The organism is Spirulina subsalsa CS-330, assembly GCF_028330765.1.
Classification (GTDB): domain Bacteria; phylum Cyanobacteriota; class Cyanobacteriia; order Cyanobacteriales; family Spirulinaceae; genus Spirulina; species Spirulina subsalsa_A.
Genome location: NZ_JAQMTY010000143.1, coordinates 1 through 21,778, shown reverse-complemented (window position 1 = coordinate 21,778; position 21,778 = coordinate 1). Strand labels below are relative to the sequence as shown.

The following is a 21,778-nucleotide window of genomic DNA, read 5'->3' as shown; positions in this document are numbered from 1 at the left end:
GGGTGGGGGTTCGTTGAAACTGGGGTCGGGCGGCGGAACGGTATCGGCAGCCGGTTCAAAATTGGGGACTTGGGCGTGCTGAGGGGGTAGGGGGCGATCGCTCTCCTGGGTCAATTCCGGCAAGCGCACGCCAGGGGACACCGCCCCCACGGGCTGAGGGAGACTCGATCCCAACGTGGCAGCGAGACAAACGAGGGTGAAGCGGGTGAAAGCGTAGGCAGGTCGTTGCATCGGTTTATTGTTTTTGATCGAGAGGGAGTAAACCATCTTCGTTCGAGAAATAGCGGTTGTAGTAGTAGTAAGACCCTGAGGTAAAGTCTTTCGCCCCATTCGCCACAATGCCGAGGTTAGAGGCATGGGAGACTTTCAAGCTTTCTAGCACTTGTTTGAGGAACGTCCGATCCGTCCAGCCGAGGCGAACGACGAGCAACATCACGTCACTGTGGGCTGCTAAAAACTTGGCATCAGCCAGACCGAGCATCGGGGGAGTGTCAAAGATGATCAGATCGTAGCGATCGCGAAACAGTTCCACCAACCCCCGCATTTTTTGTGACGACAGCAACCGCGTCGGATCAGGGGGAATTTGCCCAGAGGTGAGGATCGAGAGATTATCATCATTGGGCGATCGCTGAATCACATCATCCACCTCCAAATCCATCGAAATCACATGGGATAACCCCCACACATTCGGCAAATCCGTCATCGCATGGACTTGGGGACGACGCAAATCCGCATCCACAATCAGCACCTTTTGCCCCATCGCCGCCGCCGTCTGCGCCAAATGAATCGCCGTCGTAGACTTCCCTTCCAACGGCACGGAAGAACTCACCACAATCACCTGCAACGGCTTATCCGGCGTAAAAAACGACAAATTCGCATTCAGCGATCGAAACGCTTCTAAAAACGGAGTCGTTTGATAGCGACGGTTCCCCGCCGGCATCGGCAACGTCTTCTCAATCCCCTTCTTATCCCGGAACTCCTTCCGATACGGAACCACCCCCAACAGCGGCAACTTCACCATGTCCTGAATATCATCCGGCGAATGGAAGCGCACATCCAATTTTTCCGCCACCAACATCGCCCCCGCCCCCGACAGCAGCCCCGCCATCAACGCCAACATCATCCCCCGCATCACATTCGGCGCGATCGGATAGAGCGGCAACTCCGGCGCATTGAGAATCTCCCAAGAAATCGTCCGCTGGGCCGCCTCAATTTGCAAATCCTCCTGCACCGACAAAAAACGATTTAAACTCTCCGTCGCCACATCCAACTGTCGCTTCAGGTCAGTGTATTGTCGATTCAACGTCGCAAAGCGATCCACATCCTGCCGGGCCTGATTTTCCGCCAACGCCAACGCCGCCGATCGCACCGCCAACATCTGCTGCTCATTGGTCGCATTGATAAAATCTTGGGTCAATTGCAGCCGAATCGGATTCGGAGAGGCCGCCAACGACTTAATATCCTCACTCACCGCCTCCGACCCCAGCACCGTTTCCGCCTCCGCCCGAATCAACGGCAACAACTGTTCCCGCCTCGCCCGCAGCGACACAATCGTCGGATTATTCTCCGTAAAGCGAGCCGATTCTAAAGCCAATTCCGTTTCTAAGGCTTGCAGTTGATTGAGGAGGTTTTGATAGCGAGGCGCTTCACTCAACGCCGCCACCACCATGGCCTGATCCAGGCCCAGATCAATCTGATCTTCGAGCCGGGCCGTGAGCGAGCGGGTTTCATTGAGGGTGGTACGGGTATTGCGCTGCTCGTCGGTAATGGTGCTCAGACGTTCAGCGACGCGCTGCCCTTGGGTATTGGGGTCAATAATATTGTTGGTTTGCCGAAAGGTTTCCAGTTGAGCTTGCAAATCGTTCACCCGTTTTTCCAAAACAGGCAGTTGCCCTTCAACAAATTCAAGGCCCTTTTGTCGCCCGGTTTGCTGCTCTTGCTGGGAATAGTCGATCATGCCTTCGGCCAACGCCTCCAAGACAAACTTGATCTTGTTGGGATCAGAATCTTGGTAGCCGATTTCGATAATCTTAGTCACCCCCAACTGTGCCACGGACAAGCTAGACATCAAGCCACTGTAATCAAGCTCAGGGTATTGGGTTTGGATCTCATTCAAAATGGGCTGAAGGACGGTGGGACTGCGCAGGACTTCAATTTGGGTTTCATAGTCAAAGTCCGTGCCCAACTGACCGATGAGGCGTTGACTAAATTGGTCAAATTGTTGATCGCTGGCGATGGGTTCGACTAAAAGGCGGAATTGACTGCGGTAGAGGGGCGGTTCTTGGAGCACGCGCATACCCATGATCGAACTCACCGCACTCCCCACGAGCAACAAAATCCACCACCGTCGGCGCAACATTGAAAGGGCCAGGCGAAGGTTGAGACTGTCTTCGTCTGCATTTCCAAAGGTGGGAGGCGCGATCGCATTTCCCGCCCCCGGTTTCGGGACAAGGGAACCATTACGAGGCGGCAGAGGCGGCTGCGGATTCAGATTAGGCACCATAGACGATGTGTAGATCTACCCCGATCCGGGGATCAAGACGGTGGCATTTCTTCCCATCATAGTCGCAGGGTTGATGGAGTTACAGAGGAGAATGTCCAGAAGATGCACGGCCCCAGGCCAAACGCATCCGCCCAAGGGTGTGGGGCAGGGGTGCGATCGCGCTGTTTCAATGGGTCAATACCGCTCGATCCAATCGATACACCTTTGCTCAGTCCGATAGAAGGGGTATTTGAGGCGAATCACCGCTCGAACCACGCCCAGCAGCGTCTAGGGAAGTGGGGTAGCGGTCATGAGGAAAACAAATCCGGATAAAACGCTGATCGGGGTATTGTACGGAAAATTTCTGCATAACACCCTCTAGATGGCTGTTATGCAGATGCAATCTTAATAAAGCCCGCACGGGGGTGATTAGATGGAAAAAATCCGTATAATTCATAGTTGTACTGCCTGCGTAGCACAAAGTTTGACATGATATGCTACCCTCCAAAGACGCAGCCACCACAACATTGCGTTGGAGCCGACGAAAGCCGTTAGCCCGACGGCGCTGGCTAAGTTCGCGGCTCAACTCCACCGTTATGCGCCTTCTAAATAAACTGAGGTATTCATGTCGTTTGATATAGAAAAACTAAAAGGTCGCGAACCCCTCATTGATTATCCATGGCGACTAGAGGTAGATAAGCTTCTATTATGGCTTCAGAATAAGGATTCACATATCAAAGCATTTTGTTTTGATCTTGTTATGTCTGCCGCCTACGTAGACGCAACATCTGGCATTGAGAAATCGATTGAAAAATGTGAAGGAATTACAAAAAAATATAATGCTCATCTGGGGTTCATAAATCTCTGCTCTCCATGCTACATAAACAAATCAATTTGGTCATATCAAAAAGCAGTCAAGCCACAATCAGGAGCACTTGGAAAATTAAGTAGCGAGCTGATTTTAAGGTTCATCGAAAAATTATATCCACAGCTAGTCGAAGTTTTAGCTGTTGGCGGGATTGAGTTTGTCGATGCCGTGCTAAAGCATAAAAATGGCATGATTATACTAGCTGAAGTAAAATCAGCTCCGTTATTAACATATCCATTTTTATTCAAGATTCCCAAGTCATGCCTTACAGGCAACCATGAAAATGCTGTGATCACAAGCTCGCAACTGCGAGCCTGTGACTCAGCCATGTATTTGCATAATGGCGGAACAATAGAACTTGGAAAGGTTGGCAATCCAATGTGGCCATTTCGACCATTGGTGAATTTTATTATGAATGAAAAAAATTCAAAATTTATTGATGGTTGTATAAATGATTGGTTGTTGGCTAGAGATGCCTATTCTACAAAAGATCGCCAAAACAAAATGTATTACCTTGCTAATGCCAGTGGACATCCTCCTATTATTGCAAAAGAGCGCGATGAATGGCCTCACAAAGAATCAATAAGCGATGGAAAAACAAGTGCTGGAATGGATAGGACAGACGACATCAAAAAAGGAATATATCAATCGTTAAAGATTGGCACGTATGTAAAGAACATGCCACATATTAAAACAGCTATTATTTCTAATCTTCCTGCATATAGGCATGGAAAAGAGTATGTTTCTCCATTTCTATCGATGTTATGGGGACTAGAAAGTGATTTAGAGAATATGAACGGCAAAAGAGTATTAAGGAACGATAAGCTCAGAAGAGCTTTCGATTTTCTAATAACACTTGAATCACCTGTTTTACGAGGTGAAGAGTTATGAAAGTTCCTAACCATGAAACGAGAGAATATACAGGCATAGTATTAGAAAGAATTACGCACCTTCCCCCAGGAGGAAAAATGGGCGATTTGCCTAATCATTTGCAACATGAAAGCTATATTCGGACGGGAGATAAAAAAACGGGGGGGCCAAACATGCGACTTTTAAGGTTAGAAAAAGATAAGCCGTCGTTAACAGTAACTGCATACATTTTCAATAAGTTTGTGCATCCAACAGAAGATAGGTACATAACGCCACGCGAAGCAGCAATTTTGCAAGACTTTCCCATAGATTATGAATTTAAAGGCACGCTTGGGCAGGTTCAAAAGCAAATTGGGAATGCTGTTCCTATTGGTCTTGCAAAAGCACTAGCAAGCGAAGTGGCTAAATATTTTGAACGCCTGAACAAAAGCGGAAAAATAAAAATTGCTTCATATTTTTCAGGCGCAGGCGGCCTTGATTTGGGATTTGAGCAAGCATCTGACAATTTAGTGCAATTCAAAACATGTTTTACCACTGATATAGAGGAGTGGGCAGAGTCCACTATTAAAACGAACAGGCCAGAATGGAATTTTAATCGCGCCGATATTACGCAATTAAATCCGCTTGATGTTAAAGCGATAATTGGTGACTCCCCTGACGTTATTATCGGAGGGCCGCCTTGCCAGCCTTTTAGTGTTGCAGGAAAACAAAAAGCCACTAATGATCCACTAGGTGTTTTGTATAGAGATTACATAAGACATGTTCGAGAATTGCAGCCTGAAATTGTTGTCATGGAGAATGTCTATGGCTTGGCTCAAGTTAAAAGCGCAAACATGATTGAAGAAATTTATAAGTCATTTTCTGAAATAGGATATGAAGTCACCTATAGAGAATTGATGGCTGCAGATTATGGCGTTCCACAAAAAAGACGAAGGCTTTTCTTCGTTGCAGCAAAAAATCTTCATTACTTCCAATATCCTCAGCCAACACACTATGAAACCGAAAATTTATTAGGTCTCCCCGTATATCGTGGAGCTGGCGAAGCATTAGCTATTCTACCTCCACCAGAGTATAGAGACCAGAGCGCATAATAAGGCGCTCCACCGGACGGCAATGGAGCGTAGCGGAATTGCCGCAGGTGAGCTTGGTTGTTAACGCTGGGGGAAGTGGGGCGCGGGCTGGGTGGGAGTCATCCGGCTCCGTTTAGTTGGGTTGCTGGCCTCATCTTTGGGGAGAGTGTCACGACTGTAATGGGTGAGTCGGCGCGATCGCTGACTGTCCATAGCAGCGATCGCGCCTGAAAATATTACGAAATATCACAAAAGTTGTTACGGTGTTTTGCAACTTTTCGCCCATCGCTGCTAGTCGCCCCCCAGGTCAAAACCCCTGTGATACCATGCAAACCTGTAGATGATAGTGATTAAGCTATAGGAGAAAGACCTTGGTACTTAGGGTTGCTGTTGTCGGATCAGGCCCGGCAGGATCTTCGGCCGCTGAAACGTTAGCAAAAGCAGGCATTGAAACCTATTTATTCGAGCGCAAGCTGGATAATGCGAAACCCTGTGGTGGCGCAATTCCCCTGTGCATGGTGAGTGAATTTGAGCTTCCCCCCGAAATCATCGATCGGCGCGTGCGGAAAATGAAGATGATCTCGCCGTCTAATATTGAGGTCAATATTGGGCATACTCTCAAGGATGATGAATATATTGGGATGTGCCGCCGTGAAGTGCTCGATGGGTTTATGCGCGATCGCGCTGCCTCCTTGGGCGCAAACTTGATTAACGGGACGGTGTATCAACTGGATATTCCCAGTAGCGATCGCGAACCCTACACCCTCCACTACGCCGACCATGCCAACGGTGACGGCGGCGTTGGGGAAATGAAAACTCTGAAAGTGGATCTCGTGATTGGGGCCGATGGGGCCAACTCCCGGATCGCTAAAGCCATTGATGCTGGGGACTATAACTATGCGATCGCCTTCCAAGAGCGCATCCGTCTCCCCGAAGACAAAATGGCTTACTATAACGAACTCGCAGAAATGTATGTGGGAGACGATGTATCCCCGGATTTCTACGCTTGGGTCTTCCCCAAATACGATCACGTCGCCGTCGGCACCGGCACGATGAAAATCAACAAGGCCAAAATTAAACAACTCCAAGCCGGGATTCGCACCCGTGCAGCCAAACGCTTAGAAGGCGGCGAAATCATCAAAGTCGAAGCCCACCCGATTCCCGAACATCCCCGCCCCCGGCGTGTGGTGGGTCGTGTGGCCCTCGTCGGTGATGCTGCCGGAACTGTGACCAAATCCTCCGGTGAAGGCATCTATTTCGCGGCGAAATCGGCGCGGATGTGTGCAGAAACCATCGTCGAAGCGAGCAACAACGGTCAACGCATCCCTACGGAAGCGGATCTCAAGGGCTACATCAAGAAATGGGATAAGCAGTACGGCATGACTTACCTCGTGTTGGACTTGCTGCAACGGGTGTTTTATCGCACCGATGCGACCCGCGAAGCCTTTGTGGAAATGTGTGCGGATGAGGATGTGCAACGGCTCACCTTTGATAGCTATCTCTACAAAACTGTGGTTCCGGCCAATCCCTTGACGCAGATGAAGATCACGGCGAAAACGATTGGGAGTTTACTGCGGGGCAATGCCTTAGCTCCCTAGGGGCTGAGGTGCGATCGCTGCGAATCACATCATCATTACGATAGATATGCGGCGGAGTCCTTCACGATGAAGGGCTCCGCCTTTCTAGGGACAAGGGGCTAAAGCCGCCTTGTCTGGTTGCATGGGATGAGACAGGCTATCCCACAGGATTGGTTCAGAATGGTTTGGGTTACGGGGTGGGGTTGGGGTAGCGTTGATGAACGGCTTGGATTGCGTCGAGAATTTCGGGACTGAGGGTGAGATCGGCGCTGGCGATGTTTTCCTGGAGTTGATCTAAGGTGGTGGCTCCGATGATCGTGCTGGTGACCCAAGGGCGCGATCGCACAAACGCTAATGCCATTTGCGTCAAGCTCAGGCCATACTCAGCGGCAATCTCGGCATAGGCTTGCACCGCTTCGGCGAAATTCGGCTTGTTGTAGCGGCGGCTAAACCCTTCAAATTGGGCGATCCGGCTCTCGGCGGGGCTGCCGTCGCGGTGTTTGCCGCTTAAAAACCCGAAGGCGAGGGGGCTATAGGCGAGCAATCCCACACCCTGAAAGCGGCAGGTTTCTGTGAGGTGAATTTCAAAAACGCGGTTGGTGAGGTTGTAGGCGTTTTGGAGCGAGACGATTTTCGGTAGGTTCAACGCAGCCGCCAAACGACAAAATTCATTGACTCCCCAGGGTGTTTCATTACTCAGTCCGATGTAGCGCACCTTGCCCGCTGCGACAAATTCCCCCAACACGTCTAATTGCTCCGCAATGGGAACGCTGGGACGCTCTTGGCTGGGGTCGTAGTCCGGTGCGCCAAAAAGGGGGACGTAGCGATCGGGCCAATGAAGTTGATAGAGGTCGATGTAGTCGGTTTGGAGGCGTTTGAGGCTGGCATCAAGGGCGGCTTCGAGGTTGGCGCGGTTGAGGCTGCGATCGCTCCCCCGAATCCAGGGCATCCGATCGGTGGGGCCGGCGGCTTTGGTGGCGAGGATGATGCGATCGCGCTGTTGCTGTTTGAGCCATTCCCCCAGGTAGGTTTCCGTGCTGCCGTAGGTTTCAGCGCGGGCCGGCACGGGGTACATTTCCGCCGTGTCAATGAAGTTGATCCCCTGGGCGATCGCGGCATCAAGTTGGGCATGGGCTTGGGCGATCGTGTTTTGTTGCCCAAAGGTCATCGTCCCCAAACACAGGGCCGAAACTGTGAGATCACTCGTACCGAGATTGCGATAATCCATGTTGCATTGTTCCTCATTTCTTCCATTCTTCCTTACTCTCCCCGGCTTCCTCAACCTGACCCCAAACCTCTGCAATCCAGCGGGTATGATAGAGCAGAAGCCTTTGACGTTCAACCCCGCCCAGATCACCATGACCCAAGACCCCCAGCCACCCAGCGATCAAAACCCGGACATTCCCCCCGAATTGGAATACGAGCAGGATTTAATTGACTATTCCGCCGCCTTTCAAAGTGTGAATGATCTAACCGAGTTGGGCAATGCCGCGATTCAAGCGGGGTTGATCGCAGGCCATGGCTACCATAGCGGCAAATACGAAATCCTCTGCAACGGCGAAGCACTGCTATTTACCCCGGAAGAAGCTGAAGCCTACCTTAAATCCTTGTTTGAGCAAGCCGAGTCCGATTCCCCCGGATAATTCCCGTTTGCGGTGCGATCGCCTGATCATCCCGCTCCAGAACCTAGTACACTGAGAACTGGTCTAGATTCTCACCCGCAGAGACCCGCATGCCATCTATTCGCGAGCTACACAAACAACTTGTCCGCAAAGAACGATCCGCCGTTGAAATTACCACCGAAGCCCTGGCCCGGATCGAAGCCCTAGAGCCAAAACTACACAGCTTCCTTCACATCACCGCCGAAGCTGCGATCGCCCAAGCCGAGCAAGTGGATGCCAAAATTGCGGCGGGTGAACAGATTGGGCTGCTGGCCGGGGTTCCCATCGCCATCAAAGACAACCTTTGCACCACCGGCATTCCCACCACCTGCGGTTCGCGCATCCTCGAAAACTTTGTCCCCCCCTACGACTCCACCGTCACCCGCAAGTTAAAAGAAGCTGGGGCCGTTATGGTGGGCAAAACGAACCTTGATGAGTTCGCCATGGGTAGCTCCACGGAAAACTCCGGCTACGGTCGCACCTGTAACCCGTGGGATCTCGAGCGCGTTCCGGGCGGATCATCCGGCGGATCAGCGGCAGCCGTCGCCGGTCGTCAATGCCCGATCGCCCTCGGTTCCGATACAGGCGGCTCGATCCGTCAACCGGCTTCCCTCTGTGGCGTGGTGGGAATGAAGCCCACCTATGGCCTGGTGTCGCGCTTTGGCTTGGTAGCCTATGCCTCCTCGTTGGATCAAATTGGGCCGTTTGCGCGATCGGTAGAGGATGCGGCGATTTTGCTGGAAGCGATCGCCGGCCACGACCCCAACGACTCCACCAGCCTCAAGGTCGAAATCCCCAACTACGCCAACCTCCTCCGTCCCAACTTCCGCCCCAAATCCCGCCTCCGCATCGGTATCATTAAAGAAACCTTCGGCAGTGGCCTCGAAACCGTCGTTGAAGAAGCCGTCAAGAAAGCGATCGAAGTCCTCCAAGAACTCGGCGCAGAAATTCAAGTCATTTCCTGCCCCCGCTTTGACTACGGCCTCCCCGCCTACTACATCATCGCCCCCTCCGAAGCCTCCGCCAACCTCGCCCGCTACGATGCCGTCAAATACGGCATCCGCGCCGAAGCTGCCGACAACCTCCTCGACATGTACAAAAACACCCGCGCCCAAGGCTTCGGCACCGAAGTCAAGCGCCGGATCATGCTCGGAACCTACGCCCTCTCCGCTGGCTACTACGACGCTTATTATCTCAAGGCCCAAAAAGTCCGCACCCTGATCAAGCAAGACTTTGATGCCGCGTTTGAAAAAGTAGACATTCTCGTTTCCCCAACCTCCCCCAGCACCGCCTTCAAAGCCGGGGACAAAACCGATGATCCCCTCACCATGTATCTCTCGGACTTGATGACCATCCCCGTCAACCTCGCCGGCTTGCCCGCCCTTAGCATCCCCTGCGGCTTTGATGAAAACGGTCTCCCCATCGGCATGCAGCTCATCGGTAAAGTCCTCCGCGAAGACATCCTCTTCCAAGTGGCCCACGCCTATGAGCAGTCCACCGAATGGCATCTCCAAGCTCCCAACCTGCTGACTTCTTAACATCGTGTGATCCATCACGCAAAACGGCCCGACTGATCAACAGTCGGGCTATTTTCGATCAGCCCCTTCAGGCGGTAACGCTACACTAAGGAAGACGAATTTTGGTGCGATCGCTATGTCTCTATCCAAAACGACCCAAACCTTTGATGCAAACACAGTCCTCCAAATTTTAGGCAACCAAACTGATCTATTTGAACAATTCCACGTCAAGAGCTTAGCGCTATTTGGTTCAGTCGCTCGCAATGAGGCTACATCCACCAGTGATTTAGATTTTCTGGTGGAATTTCAGGCAGATTTAACGCTGAATTTATACATGAGTTTTAAATTTTTTCTGGAAAAGCTATTTCAAAAAAGTGTTGATTTAGTGATACGAGATGACCTCAAACCCGTGATTAAAGACAAAATTCTCAACGAAGCGATTTATGTCCCGTCAACTCAGTCTCTACCTCAATGATATTTTAAGTAGCATTGCCAAAATTCAAATCTATGCTAGTCATTTGAGCTATGAAGAGTTAGTGGCGGATGAAAAAACGTTGGATGCAGTCACCCATAATCTCCTCATCATTGGTGAAGCCACTAAACAGATTCCGGATACACTTCGCGAGCAGTATCCGCAGATTCCATGGCAGCAGATTGCGGGAATACGGGATATTATTGCCCATGCCTATTTCACGATCAACCCGCGTATTATTTGGAATGTGATTCAGCAGGAACTTGTTCCTCTCCAAAACTGTATCCAAATCATCCTCCAGACCGAAATTTGAGCATAAAACGAATTACGCCTATAACAATCCTATTTGATTCATGAACAGGCAAGGGGCTTAAGCCCCTTGTTGATGAGGAGATAAGATCTCCGATTGATTTAGGATCGCTATAGATGATTCGGTGGGTTCTTGGGGTGAAATGTTGTATTTTGCGAGTGGATTTGGATTTTAGATGATCCTAACTCTGTTCATCTTGGCAATGCGATCGCAAAAAACCTCAAAATTGTTTGAGGGTGCGACGGATGTCGCGATCGTCTTGGCGTTTTTTGACGGTTTCGCGTTTGTCGTGGAGTTTTTTACCGCGACCGAGGCCGAGGGCGACTTTCACTTTGCCGCGTTTGAAATAGAGTTTGAGGGGAACGAGGGTGAGGCCTTGCTGTTCGAGTTTGCCGACCAGTTTGTTGATTTCTTGTTTTTTGAGGAGGAGTTTTCGGGTGCGGCGGGGATCGTGGTTGAAGTAGGCGGCGCTGGCATCGTAGGGGGAGATGTGGACGTTGAGGAGCCAGGCTTCACCGTTGCGCATCAGGCCGTAGCCGTCGCGGATGTTGACGCGACCGGCGCGGATGGATTTCACTTCCGTGCCGACGAGGGCGATGCCGGCTTCGTAGGTTTCGAGGATTTCGTAGAGAAACCGGGCTTTGCGGTTGTCGGTAATGATTTTGATGCCTTCGGATTGGGATTTTGCCATGCCGTGTTCATTGGTGCGACGCTGACCCGGTTAGGGGTTAGCCCTTTATTATAGGCGGATGGCCGGGGGGGATGCGATCGCACCTCCCCAAAAAAGCCCCTATTCTCCACCGTGGCCCTCATGCTCCATGGAGTCCATCTCATCCATGGAGTTTTCAGAGGGTTCAGAATGGCCGTGAATGGGATCATGGGCGCGGTTAACGGGGAAGATGAAGGGGAAGGGGGCGCGGATGTTGCCCATGCCCATGGGGCCGGCACTGACAACGCCCATGGATTGGATGCCGGCACTGACAACGCCCATGGAGACGCTGCCGGCGGAGAAGACCCCCATGGCAACGGCTCCGAGGGAGAGGAGACCCATGGGAACGGCTCCGATCGAGATGATGCCCATGGGGACAATGCCGATGGAGACGATGCCGATGGGGGCGATGCCGATGGAGATCAGTTTCGGTTTATCGTGATCGGTGTGCATGGGGTGGGGTGTGGGAATGTTTAACGGTACGATTGTGGAGATATTGCGATCGCCTGTCAAAAGACAGTTCGTCAAACTTGGGGAGTCAAGACCATTGAGCCTAAACATTTGCTGCGAAACTCGGTCAATGCACACGCGGGATGGGGTGCGCTTGGATGCGGATGTCTATTGTCCGGCGGATGAGGGAACCTATCCGGTGTTGTTGATGCGCCAACCCTACGGACGAGCGATCGCCTCCACCGTGGTCTATGCGCCGCCCCAATGGTACGCGAGCCAGGGCTATATCGTGGTGATCCAAGATGTGCGCGGTCGCGGCACGTCGGACGGGGATTTTGACCTGTTTCGCCATGAGGTGAATGACGGTTACGATGCGGTAAATTGGGCGGCGACGTTGCCCGGCAGCAGTGGCGCGGTGGGGATGTATGGCTTTTCCTATCAGGGGATGACGCAGCTTTACGCGGCCCAAACGCAACCGGAGGCCTTGAAAGCGATCGCCCCTGCCATGGTGGGCTATGACCTCTATCAAGATTGGGTCTATGAAAATGGGGCCTTTTGTCTGCAAGGCAATTTAGGCTGGGCCGTGCAACTCGCCGCCGAAACCGCCCGCCGCCAGGGGGATCAATCCGCCTTTGAAACCCTCTATCAAGCGGCGCGGCAGTTGCCCATCACCCACGCCCCGACCCATTTTTACGAAAGCCTCCAAAAATATGCGCCGTTCTATTTTGAATGGCTCAACCATCCCCATAACGATGACTATTGGCACGCTTTTCAACCCCAACTGGGCGAAGTGGATTTGCCGATGCTCCACATTGGCGGCTGGTTTGATCCCTACCTGCGGGGCAATTTGCGCCTCTATCGGCAGATGCGATCGCAATGCCAAGCCCCCCAATATCTCCTGATCGGCCCGTGGGGTCATCTCCCCTGGGGGCGGCGGGTCGGCGATCGCAACTATGGCCCCGCCGCCAACAACCCCGTCGATGCACTGCAAATTCGCTGGTTTGACCACTTCCTCAAAGGCAAAGACACCGGCCTCCTCACCAACGACCCCCTGTGCCTCTTCATGATGGGCCGCAACACCTGGCAATCCTTCACCGACCTCCCCCCCGCCCACTATCAATTCCTCGCCCTCACCAGCAACGGCCTCGCCAGCACCCGCGACGATGCCGGCCACCTCACCCCCCACAGCGCCGAAACCCTCCCCGACCAAGCGGACATCCTGATCCATGACCCTTGGCGACCGGCTCCCAGTTGGGGCGGCCACGCCAGCCAACCCGCCGGATCACGGGAGCGATCGCACCTTGACGACCGCACCGACACCCTCACCTACACCACCGCCCCCCTCACCGAGCCGTTAGTGATTGCCGGAGAAGCGATCGTCGAACTCCACTGCACCGCCAGCACCCCCAGTTACGACCTCTGCGCCATCCTCTCCGAAGTCCAGCCCGACGGCTCCGTCTACAACCTTGCCCAAGGCTATATCCACCTCCACAACACCACCAGCACCCCGATCCGCATCCCCCTCCAAGCCACCTGCGCCCAACTGCCCCCCGGCCATCGCCTCCGCCTCAGCATCAGCCTCGCCAACTTCCCCGCCTACCCCATCAACACCGGCCATGCCAACCCCACCGCCCATCCCTCCCTCGCCACCGCCCAAATCATCACCATCACCCTCCACTCCGGCCAGAACCATCGCTCTCAACTCTTTTTACCCCTAGCCCCAGCCCCCGCATCCTAAATCTCGATCGCCCCAAAAGCTATCCCCCCACACCTCAGATCTCGACTGCCCCCGACCCAATCCTCGCTGCGGGAAGTGAGCATGCCCGATCTGCTCAGTGATGAATTTTGAGCCTATGTCGTCTCAGTTCGTCAATTTGGACAATTATTCAAGCTAAAATAACCTGTACATCACAGTCTGAGTATTCCCGTATTTGAAAAGTTACCTATGAAAAGCGCATTAATTGTCGAAGATAGCCTAACAGATCGTGAATACATGGCCCGCTCGCTCATGGCGGCCGGGTTTAATGTGATTAGCACATCGAGCGTAGAAGAAGCGAAAGATCGGTTAGTCAGTGAGTCGCCCAGCATTATCTTTTTAGATGTCATTTTACCTGGGCAAAGTGGTTTTGAGTTTTGTCGAGAACTCAAAGGCAGTCCTGATACCAAAAAAATTCCTGTGGTGATCTGCTCAACCAAGGGGACTGAGGTTGATAAAACATGGGGGACAATGTTAGGGGCTGATGAATATCTAGCTAAACCCGTGGAGCTACAAACCTTGCAAAAAACCCTCACTCGTCTGGGCTTGGCCTAATACGTTTGATTCAGAATGTGATCCTGATTTTGCAAACTACTCTGGTCATGGGTAGAGATTATCAGACCGACGTTGCGAGGCACGGGATATGTTTGGACGGCCCGCTGTTGCAACCCATGCAGCCTGAATCTGGAAACTGTAACGATAGCGATTTAAGAATCACGCTGAAAATTCACATAGCGTCATAAATAATGTAGTCCGGACATGGGTTCAAGCTATTATCAAGTAGCCAATTGTCACTTTGTTTTTAACGTATTCACAACTGTCATCATTGGCCATTTTGTGGGGTGATATCTGAAAGGGTATTGAGTTAAAAGCGTTATGGAAAACCAGAGAATTACATATTCCAGTGAATCATGGATTGAGTGCATCCCAGTTATGCAATCCCTCACCCAACCTTCTCCCTCAGGAGAGGGCTTTTGGCTCCTTTCTCCTGCGGGAGAAGGGCTGGGGATGAGGGTGCTCCCTGGCGAGCCATGGGAATCTGCAAAAGTGGGATGCACCCCATGGATTGAGTCTAGATATCCGTTCCTCTTTCAACCCCATAAAATTTGAGCCAAGGGTTTAGGTGCGTTAAGGGTTCTGTACTATAGCAGTCCTATTTGATTCATGAACAGGCAAGGGGCTTAAGCCCCTTGTGGATGAGGAGATAAGATCTTCGATTGATTTAGGATCGCTATATGGAGCGTGATAGAGATCAGAAACTGTTGTGTAGACCTGTGATTGCTCGTATGGAATGGGGGTATTTCTAAATGTTGGATTGCCTTGAATAGATTATCGTTCCAGTCTTGATTGATGATGATGCTGTCTGTCTAGTTCATGAATTCTATCGCAATCCTATTTGATTCATGAATAGGCAAGGGGCTTAAGCCCCTTGTTGATGAGGAGATCAGATCTCCGATTGATTTAGGATCGCTATAGCTTTAAACCCGTAAAGTTGTGTGCCATGATTGACGAACCCCTCATCTATTCCAACGAGTAATATTGTCATGCAATCGTCGTCTTGGTGTGCTCCAATTCTGTGGATTGATCCCGCTGCCCAGGATCATCATGCTGAGATGTTGGCACTAGAGCAAGCGGGCTATCGCGTTGTGGTTGCTCCGTTGCCGGAGTTGCCGTCTGTGTCGGCGGATTGGGCGTTGGTGGTGTGGGTGGGGGAGGGGTTGCCGGATGAGGCGGTGTGGGGCTGGGGTGTGCCGGTGGTGATGGTGAGCGGGTGCGATCGCACTGATTTAAAAGTGGCGGCATTTCAGCGGGGGGTGGTGGACTATCTCACCTTGCCCTGTGACCCGGCGGAGTTAGTGGTGCGGGTCAATGCTCGTCTGGGCATCATCCCGAATCAGATCCAAACTGGCATTGTGTGGATGATGGATCGGCTGCTGAAGCAATGGAGTCACAAGACGGGCAAGCCTTTTTTTCAGGACTGTACCCAGGATTTAGCCCATGGGTTCAATGTGCGGTATGTGTCGATCTGTGAGGTGTGGGGGACACAACCGAGTCGGGTGCGATCGCGAATCTTTTGGGATGGCGCAACCTGGAACGAAGGTCAGGTCTATGTCATTGATGACTCACCCTGTCAGCAGGTCATCCGAGGCGAGATCTGCTATATACCGGCGGATGTGCAAACCCATTTCCCCCAAGCGATGCATCTCGTCGCAGCCCAAGTGAATGGGTATCTGGGCTTACCCTTGCACAACTCGGCCCAGGAGGTGATCGGGACTTTGGTGCTGATGGATGGGCGGCCCTTGATTCTCACGGATGCTCAGATCGCCGGCCTCCGCAGGGGGGCATCGCACATCGCCCTAGAACTCGAACGCCAATTAGTGACCGATCGCCTCGCCCATCAAGCCACCTTAGCGGCGATGATGGCGAATATTTCCCGCCAATTGATGAATGCGCCGCTGCAAGAGAGTTTAGGGGATATTTTGGCGCAGGTGGCCGAACAGATTCGGGCCGATCGCGCCTATCTCTTTTGGCTGGATTCTGAAAATCCCGCCGATTGGCGTATTCTGCGCTGTTGGGCACAACCGGAGTGGCATTGTCCCATGGCCGATCGCCTCGATATGTCGCCGTTCACCTATACCCTGGCGGCCTTGCAGGCCAATCCGCACCAGGCGTTTTATGTGCCTTGGGTGGAGGCGATGCCCCCGGAAGCGGCGGGCGATCGCGCCCTGATGCACCAAGCCGATATCCAGTCGCTGCTGGTGATCCCCCTCAACCATGACCACCAAACGAGGGGCTATCTCTGCATTGAAGCCTGCACCATCCCTCAATATTGGAGCGAAGAAGAGCAAAACTGGCTCGTGCTCCTCGGTGAACTCTTGGCCGCCCATCAATACCGGCATCAAGCTCGACAGGATCTCGAACAAAGCCATGCGCAGTATGAAACCTTGGCGGCCAATGTGCCAGGCATGATGTATCAAATGGCCCTGTCCCCCGCTGGGGTTGTGACCTTTCCCTACGTGAGTCCGAGTTGTCAGGAGTTGCTCGGTATCTCAGCCCTGGATCTGATGACCCAGCTTCAGGATGAAATTTTTCAATGGGTGCATCCGGAGGATCTCGAACCGTTGTGGTTGTCGATCCATGAGTCGGCTCGTACCCTTGCGCCTTGGCATCATGTGTGGCGGTGGTTTAAAGGCACAGCATTGCACTGGATGCAGGGGCGTTCCCGGCCCAAACGCCAGGCAGATGACACAGTGGTGTGGGATGGCATTTTAGTGGATATTACCGCCCAAAAAGAGGCTGAACTGGCGATTCAGGCCACGGCTGAGAGCGATCGCTTAATTAATGAATCGATCAATCGCATTCGCCAAAGTCTGGATTTAAACACGATTTTCAATGCCACGAGCCAAGAATTACGGAACCGCCTCCAGTGCGATCGGGTCGTCATCTATCGCTTTAACAACGATTGGAGTGGAACCATCGTCGCCGAAGCCGTGGTTGAACCCTGGCAGCCCATGATCTCCCTAACACACCCCCAGCGTTACCTAGAAAGCCACCTGATCCAGGACTCCTGCTGCGCCTTACAATCCCTCGTCCAGACCAACCCACTTTTCACCATCAACGACACCCATCTAAAAACCAACCAAGGCAAAAACTATCAAAGCACCTCAGACTATCGGTGTGTTAATGATGTCAGTCAAGCCAACTTCAGCCCCTGTTATCTCGACTTCCTCGCCACCTTTCAAGCCAAAGCCTATGTGATCATGCCCATTTTTGTCGGCACAGAACTGTGGGGATTAGTGGGTGTCTATCAAAACAGCGGCCCCCGCCATTGGCAATCTGCCGAAATCACGATCCTGCTCCATCTCAGTCATCAACTCAGCATCGCGCTCCAACAGGCCTACCTCCTCGACCACGCCCGACACCAAGCCCATGAACTCCAAAAAGCCAAAGAAGCCGCCGATGCCGCCAGCCTGGCCAAAAGCCAATTTCTCGCCAACATGAGCCATGAACTTCGCACGCCCCTCAATGCGGTTTTAGGGTTTGCCCAACTCCTAGATAGTGATCTCAGCCTCAGCCCCACCCAAAAACACTATCTCCAGATCATCAACCAAAGTGGTGAACATCTGCTGATGTTGATTAATGACGTGCTGGAACTGTCCAAAATCGAAGCGGGGCAGCTTGCCCTAGAGCGCCACGAATTTGATCTCTATCACCTGGTCAATATGCTCTATGCGATGTTGCACCTCAAGGCCGAGACCCAAGACACGCAGTTTCAGATCGAGATTGCGCCGGATGTGCCGCAATATATCTATGAAGATCAACGCAAACTGCGTCAGGTGTTGATCAATCTGGTGGGGAATGCGATTAAGTTTACGGTGAATGGCAGGGTGAAACTCGCCGTCACCCTGGTGCGGCCGTCCATGACTCAACAGTGTGAACTGCGGTTTGAGGTGCAGGATACGGGCTGTGGTCTTCCGGCATCGGCCCTAGACCGGATTTTTGAAGCCTTTACCCAAGAGCCTCAAGCGGTGCAAACCACGGATGGTACTGGGTTGGGGTTGCCGATTAGTCAGAAGTTTGTGCAGTTGATGGGGGGTGAGATTGAGGTGGAGAGTGTTGAGGGGCAGGGGTCAGTGTTTTTCTTTCAGTTGCCGTTGTGGGACTATGCGTCTGCTTCCTCCTGTTCGTTAAGCCATGAGCCGATGATGCAGTTGCAGCAGATTGTGGGTCTAGCGTCGGGGATGGTTCCGCCTCGGATTTTGATTGTGGAGGATGAGGCGGATAATCGTTTTTTGTTGACTTATCTGTTGGAGTCGATTGGGTTTCGGGTGAAGGCGGCGACCCATGGCGAGAGGGCGATCGCGCTCTGGCAAGAGTGGCAACCCCAGTTAATCATGATTGATATTCAAATTCCGGGGCTGGATGGCTTGGCGGTGACGCGCCAGATTCGCCAAGCTGACCCCAGTCTGCCCATTTTTGCCTTGACGGCGTTTGCGTTTGACAGCGATCGCCAACGGGCCTTAGATGCGGGCTGCACCGCTTTTTTTAGTAAACCCTTCAACAGCCAGCAGTTGCTTCAGGTGATTGGCGAAACCCTCGGCCTCACCTACGACTACATCAGCCCGAATGAGGATCAGGCCCGACCCTCTCTAGAGGGGTTGAATCCTGCAATGCTGGATCTGATGCCGGCAGAGTGGCGATCGCAACTCCACGCGGCCGCCGAGCAATGCAGTGAACCGGCCATCCGCCTCCTCCTCAATGAACTACCCGACCATGCCGTGCTGCTCAAACATGCCCTCCTCACCATCGTCGAAACCTACGATTTTGACCGCATCTTAAACCTTACCGCCCCCCATCCCCCGGACTCCCCAGCCTCGAAATTGGAAACACACTCAGGGGAGTAGCACTGTGGACGCGAGCGGGGGATGAGGGATGCAGGAGGGGTGAATGGGGGGGGATTGGCCGAGGCTCCCCGTTAACAGACCGGCCATCACCCTTTAAAATTGGGAACGTAAACCGGATTCAACGAATGTTGTGGATTGTCCCAAGTGCAAGAAAACTGCCCTGCTTGATGCCCCGCTCACCGGAGGAATCATGGTGCAGCGGTGTAGCGAATGTCAGGGCCAATGGGTTGCAGCGACGGCGTACCAGGCCTGGCAACAGCGCCACCCGCTCCAAAATGCAACGCCCGAAACCCTCGCTCAACCCATTGTCTCAGAGTTCAACGTGCCTGAGGTGGATGCACGGGCCGGTCTTTGCCCCAGTTGTAGCCGGTATTTGTCGCGTACTAAGATTGCTTGCCGCACGCCGTTTTATTTAGAGCGGTGTAATGAATGTGAGGGCTATTGGTGCGATCGCGGTGAATGGGATGTGCTCACACAATTGGGGGTGAGCGGATCGTTAGAACAGTTTTTTGAACGAGAATGGCAAATGAAAATTCGTGAACAAGCAGCCGCCGCCAACGAACGGCAAGGCATGATCGAGAAGCTCGGCGATGATCTGGCCCAGCATATTTTTGATCTAGCTGACACCCTCAATCACCATGAGCATGGGGATTTTGCCCTGGCCTATCTGATTCGCAAAGCGGCCCAAAATCAGGACATTCGGAACATGAGTGTCAAAAAAGCCTACGATATTTAAGCCATCATCCCTGCGATGCTGATCGATCGAGTCAGCCGCAGAATCCCGATTCCCCCAGGCTGCGATGACCCAGGACTCCCTAACAGAATTGCTCAGTGTGGATCACCTCCGGGTGGCCTATCCCAGCCCCTACGGTGAGACGGTCTGGGCGATCGATGATCTGTCGTTTACCCTCAAGGCGGGGGAGCGTCTGGGGTTTGTGGGGGAATCGGGCTGTGGGAAAAGTACCCTAGGGCGGGCGTTGATGCGGTTGTTGCCGGGGACGGCTCAGGTGGAGGGGGCGATTCGTGTTGAGGGGCGATCGCTGTTTGACCTCAGCGGGGACGAGTTGCGGCGGTTTCGCGGTGAAGCGATCGCCCTCGTCTTCCAAGACCCGATGACGCGCCTTGATCCCCTGATGACCATTGGCGATCATTGCCTTGAAACCCTCCAAGCCCATCGCCCCCACCTCACGAAAGCCCAAGCTAAAGATCGCGCCCTCGAAACCCTCGCCGCTGTGCGCATTCCGGCGGATCGCTGGTCGCAATATCCCCATGAATTCAGCGGCGGGATGCGGCAACGGGTGGCGATCGCCCTCGCCCTCCTGCTTGAACCCAAATTAATCATCGCCGACGAACCCACCACCAGCCTCGATGTCACCGTTGCCTCGGAAATTCTCCAGGAACTCACCCGCCTCTGCCAAGAGCGCAACCTCGCCCTGCTCTTGATTTCCCACGATCTCGCCATGGTGGGGGAATATTGCGATCGCATCGCCGTCATGTATCACGGCAAAATGGTTGAAACTGGCATCGCCCGCGCCATCCTCACCGCCCCCCAACACCCCTACACCCAAGCCCTCCTCGAATCCGCCCTCCACATCCAAGCCATTCAAGACCCCGACCCCATCCCCGCCACCCCCGACACCCCCCTCCTCACCGTCACCCACCTCCAACAGCATTACAGCCTCGAAGCCAGCTTCATCCAGCAATGGATCTCCCGCACCCCGCCCCCGGTGATTAAAGCCGTGGATGATGTCAGTTTTAGCCTCACGGCGGGGGAAGTGTTCGGCCTGGTGGGGGAATCGGGCTGCGGCAAAAGTACCCTCTCGCGCACGATTTTGCAGTTGGTTCGCGCCACCGCCGGCTCTGTGCAACTGAACGGCCAAGAACTAACCCGCCTGAGCGCCGAGGAACTGCGACCCCTGCGGCGACAGATGCAGATGATTTTTCAAGATCCCCTCGCCTGTTTGAACCCGTTAATGACCATCGGCCAAAGCATCGCCGATCCGCTTTTGATTCACAAGTTAGCCACGCCGAAAACGGCGCAACCCCGCGTGAATGCGATGTTAGAACGGGTGGGACTCACGCCGACAGCGGACTATTACCAACGTTTTCCACGGGAGCTTTCCGGCGGTCAGCAGCAACGGGTGGCGATCGCCCGCGCCTTAATCACCCAACCGCAGCTTGTGATCTGTGATGAGCCGGTGAGTATGCTCGATGCGACGGTGCAAACCCAGGTCTTGGACTTGATGCGATCGCTCAAGGATGAATTTAACCTCACCTATCTTTTCATTACCCATGATCTTTGGGTGGCGCGATTTTTATGCGATCGGATCGCCGTCATGCAAGCCGGGCAGATCGTCGAACTCGGCCCCACAGAGCAAATCTTCACCCAACCCCAACACCCCTACACCCGCACCCTCCTCGGCGCGGCTCCCCTCCTCAGTTCCCTCTAGAAGGCGGCATCGTTGTGATCTGGGATGGTCTTGGCATGGTTTATCTTAAATGTGCAAAGAAGACTCCCACGATAAAGCGAGTCCGAGTAGAGTTACCGAAGGTAACGGCGGACGTGCCTTTTAGTGGCGAGATGAATTTGCACCAACAAACAAATCGAGCGACAGCGAGTCCTTAATTTTC

At 53.1% G+C, this 21,778-nt stretch carries 17 protein-coding genes and 1 pseudogene; 13 read left to right on the top strand and 5 right to left on the bottom strand.

From position 1 onward, the window contains the following. Both PN477_RS09575 and PN477_RS09570 read right to left on the bottom strand, forming a co-directional pair. Positions 1-231, bottom strand: a pseudogene (locus PN477_RS09575) (hypothetical protein); the annotation flags it as partial. A 4-nt stretch (positions 232-235) separates the two neighbouring features. Beyond that, positions 236-2,503, bottom strand: a complete 2,268-nt coding sequence (locus PN477_RS09570) for a GumC family protein (RefSeq protein ID WP_272120180.1) — start codon at positions 2,501-2,503, stop codon at positions 236-238. 604 nt (positions 2,504-3,107) lie between these two features. Here PN477_RS09570 and PN477_RS09565 point away from each other — a divergent pair. The 4 genes from PN477_RS09565 (at position 3,108) to chlP (ending at position 6,888) form a co-directional block, all read left to right on the top strand. After that, a complete protein-coding gene (locus PN477_RS09565; RefSeq protein WP_272120178.1) occupies positions 3,108-4,241 on the top strand; it encodes a hypothetical protein in 1,134 nt (377 codons plus the stop codon). Further along, a complete protein-coding gene (locus tag PN477_RS09560; protein ID WP_272120176.1) occupies positions 4,238-5,311 on the top strand; it encodes a DNA (cytosine-5-)-methyltransferase in 1,074 nt (357 codons plus the stop codon). The genes PN477_RS09565 and PN477_RS09560 overlap by 4 nt, the downstream gene beginning before the upstream one ends. A 57-nt stretch (positions 5,312-5,368) precedes the next feature. Next, positions 5,369-5,521: a hypothetical protein gene (locus PN477_RS09555; protein WP_272147215.1), complete on the top strand. Its 153-nt coding sequence runs from the start codon at positions 5,369-5,371 to the stop codon at positions 5,519-5,521. A gap of 140 nt (positions 5,522-5,661) precedes the next feature. Next, positions 5,662-6,888: a geranylgeranyl reductase gene (gene chlP, locus PN477_RS09550; RefSeq protein WP_272117369.1), complete on the top strand. Its 1,227-nt coding sequence runs from the start codon at positions 5,662-5,664 to the stop codon at positions 6,886-6,888. Between the two features lie 169 nt (positions 6,889-7,057). Here chlP and PN477_RS09545 read toward each other — a convergent pair whose 3' ends face one another. Next, positions 7,058-8,095: an aldo/keto reductase gene (locus PN477_RS09545; protein ID WP_272117367.1), complete on the bottom strand. Its 1,038-nt coding sequence runs from the start codon at positions 8,093-8,095 to the stop codon at positions 7,058-7,060. Between the two features lie 130 nt (positions 8,096-8,225). Between PN477_RS09545 and PN477_RS09540 the strand changes: the two genes are divergently transcribed. From PN477_RS09540 to PN477_RS09525, 4 genes are all read left to right on the top strand, one after another. After that, positions 8,226-8,510 (top strand): hypothetical protein, encoded by a 285-nt coding sequence (locus tag PN477_RS09540; protein ID WP_272147213.1) that lies wholly within the window; start codon positions 8,226-8,228, stop codon positions 8,508-8,510. An 89-nt stretch (positions 8,511-8,599) separates the two neighbouring features. Beyond that, the gene (gene gatA, locus PN477_RS09535; RefSeq protein ID WP_272117363.1) at positions 8,600-10,066 is read left to right on the top strand and encodes an Asp-tRNA(Asn)/Glu-tRNA(Gln) amidotransferase subunit GatA; all 1,467 of its coding nucleotides are present in this window, start codon (positions 8,600-8,602) and stop codon (positions 10,064-10,066) included. A 115-nt stretch (positions 10,067-10,181) separates the two neighbouring features. Then, positions 10,182-10,520 carry a nucleotidyltransferase family protein gene (locus PN477_RS09530; protein ID WP_272117362.1) on the top strand — a complete coding sequence of 113 codons (339 nt, stop codon included), beginning with the start codon at positions 10,182-10,184 and terminating at the stop codon, positions 10,518-10,520. Next, entirely contained in the window at positions 10,489-10,830 is a 342-nt protein-coding gene (locus PN477_RS09525) for a HepT-like ribonuclease domain-containing protein (protein ID WP_272117360.1), read from the top strand. Before PN477_RS09530 ends, PN477_RS09525 begins: the two co-directional genes overlap by 32 nt. Positions 10,831-11,047: 217 nt before the next feature. Here the strand turns inward: PN477_RS09525 and smpB are convergent, their stop codons facing one another. Together smpB and PN477_RS09515 are read right to left on the bottom strand one after the other, a co-directional pair. Beyond that, positions 11,048-11,518, bottom strand: coding sequence for an SsrA-binding protein SmpB (gene smpB / locus PN477_RS09520; protein ID WP_272117358.1), 471 nt, complete (start codon positions 11,516-11,518; stop codon positions 11,048-11,050). A gap of 99 nt (positions 11,519-11,617) precedes the next feature. Beyond that, on the bottom strand, positions 11,618-11,989 hold the full coding sequence (locus PN477_RS09515) for a hypothetical protein (protein WP_272147211.1): 372 nt from the start codon (positions 11,987-11,989) through the stop codon (positions 11,618-11,620). A 127-nt stretch (positions 11,990-12,116) separates the two neighbouring features. Here PN477_RS09515 and PN477_RS09510 point away from each other — a divergent pair, with 127 nt between their 5' ends. The 5 genes from PN477_RS09510 to PN477_RS09490 all read left to right on the top strand — a co-directional run bounded on the left by PN477_RS09510 (position 12,117) and on the right by PN477_RS09490 (position 21,597). After that, complete coding sequence (locus PN477_RS09510) at positions 12,117-13,724, top strand: CocE/NonD family hydrolase (protein ID WP_272117354.1); 1,608 nt, start codon at positions 12,117-12,119, stop codon at positions 13,722-13,724. 207 nt (positions 13,725-13,931) lie between these two features. Next, positions 13,932-14,297, top strand: a complete 366-nt coding sequence (locus PN477_RS09505; RefSeq protein ID WP_272117352.1) for a response regulator transcription factor — start codon at positions 13,932-13,934, stop codon at positions 14,295-14,297. A gap of 989 nt (positions 14,298-15,286) precedes the next feature. Then, positions 15,287-19,147 carry a GAF domain-containing protein gene (locus tag PN477_RS09500; RefSeq protein ID WP_272117350.1) on the top strand — a complete coding sequence of 1,287 codons (3,861 nt, stop codon included), beginning with the start codon at positions 15,287-15,289 and terminating at the stop codon, positions 19,145-19,147. Between the two features lie 130 nt (positions 19,148-19,277). Next, the gene (locus PN477_RS09495) at positions 19,278-19,883 is read left to right on the top strand and encodes a zf-TFIIB domain-containing protein (protein ID WP_272117348.1); all 606 of its coding nucleotides are present in this window, start codon (positions 19,278-19,280) and stop codon (positions 19,881-19,883) included. 64 nt (positions 19,884-19,947) lie between these two features. Next, positions 19,948-21,597, top strand: coding sequence for a dipeptide ABC transporter ATP-binding protein (locus tag PN477_RS09490; protein ID WP_272147209.1), 1,650 nt, complete (start codon positions 19,948-19,950; stop codon positions 21,595-21,597). Positions 21,598-21,778: the final 181 nt, after the last annotated feature.

Bases quoted from the DNA above. Each gene is read 5' to 3' on its own strand.
- PN477_RS09545 (WP_272117367.1), bottom strand. From the start codon at position 8,095: ATGGATTATCGCAATCTCGGTACGAGTGATCTCACAGTTTCGGCCCTG.
- PN477_RS09500 (WP_272117350.1), top strand. From the start codon at position 15,287: ATGCAATCGTCGTCTTGGTGTGCTCCAATTCTGTGGATTGATCCCGCT.
- smpB (WP_272117358.1), bottom strand. From the start codon at position 11,518: ATGGCAAAATCCCAATCCGAAGGCATCAAAATCATTACCGACAACCGC.
- PN477_RS09515 (WP_272147211.1), bottom strand. From the start codon at position 11,989: ATGCACACCGATCACGATAAACCGAAACTGATCTCCATCGGCATCGCC.
- PN477_RS09530 (WP_272117362.1), top strand. From the start codon at position 10,182: ATGTCTCTATCCAAAACGACCCAAACCTTTGATGCAAACACAGTCCTC.
- gatA (WP_272117363.1), top strand. From the start codon at position 8,600: ATGCCATCTATTCGCGAGCTACACAAACAACTTGTCCGCAAAGAACGA.
- PN477_RS09565 (WP_272120178.1), top strand. From the start codon at position 3,108: ATGTCGTTTGATATAGAAAAACTAAAAGGTCGCGAACCCCTCATTGAT.
- PN477_RS09570 (WP_272120180.1), bottom strand. From the start codon at position 2,503: ATGGTGCCTAATCTGAATCCGCAGCCGCCTCTGCCGCCTCGTAATGGT.
- PN477_RS09490 (WP_272147209.1), top strand. From the start codon at position 19,948: ATGACCCAGGACTCCCTAACAGAATTGCTCAGTGTGGATCACCTCCGG.
- PN477_RS09510 (WP_272117354.1), top strand. From the start codon at position 12,117: ATGCACACGCGGGATGGGGTGCGCTTGGATGCGGATGTCTATTGTCCG.
- PN477_RS09540 (WP_272147213.1), top strand. From the start codon at position 8,226: ATGACCCAAGACCCCCAGCCACCCAGCGATCAAAACCCGGACATTCCC.
- PN477_RS09505 (WP_272117352.1), top strand. From the start codon at position 13,932: ATGAAAAGCGCATTAATTGTCGAAGATAGCCTAACAGATCGTGAATAC.
- PN477_RS09525 (WP_272117360.1), top strand. From the start codon at position 10,489: ATGTCCCGTCAACTCAGTCTCTACCTCAATGATATTTTAAGTAGCATT.
- PN477_RS09560 (WP_272120176.1), top strand. From the start codon at position 4,238: ATGAAAGTTCCTAACCATGAAACGAGAGAATATACAGGCATAGTATTA.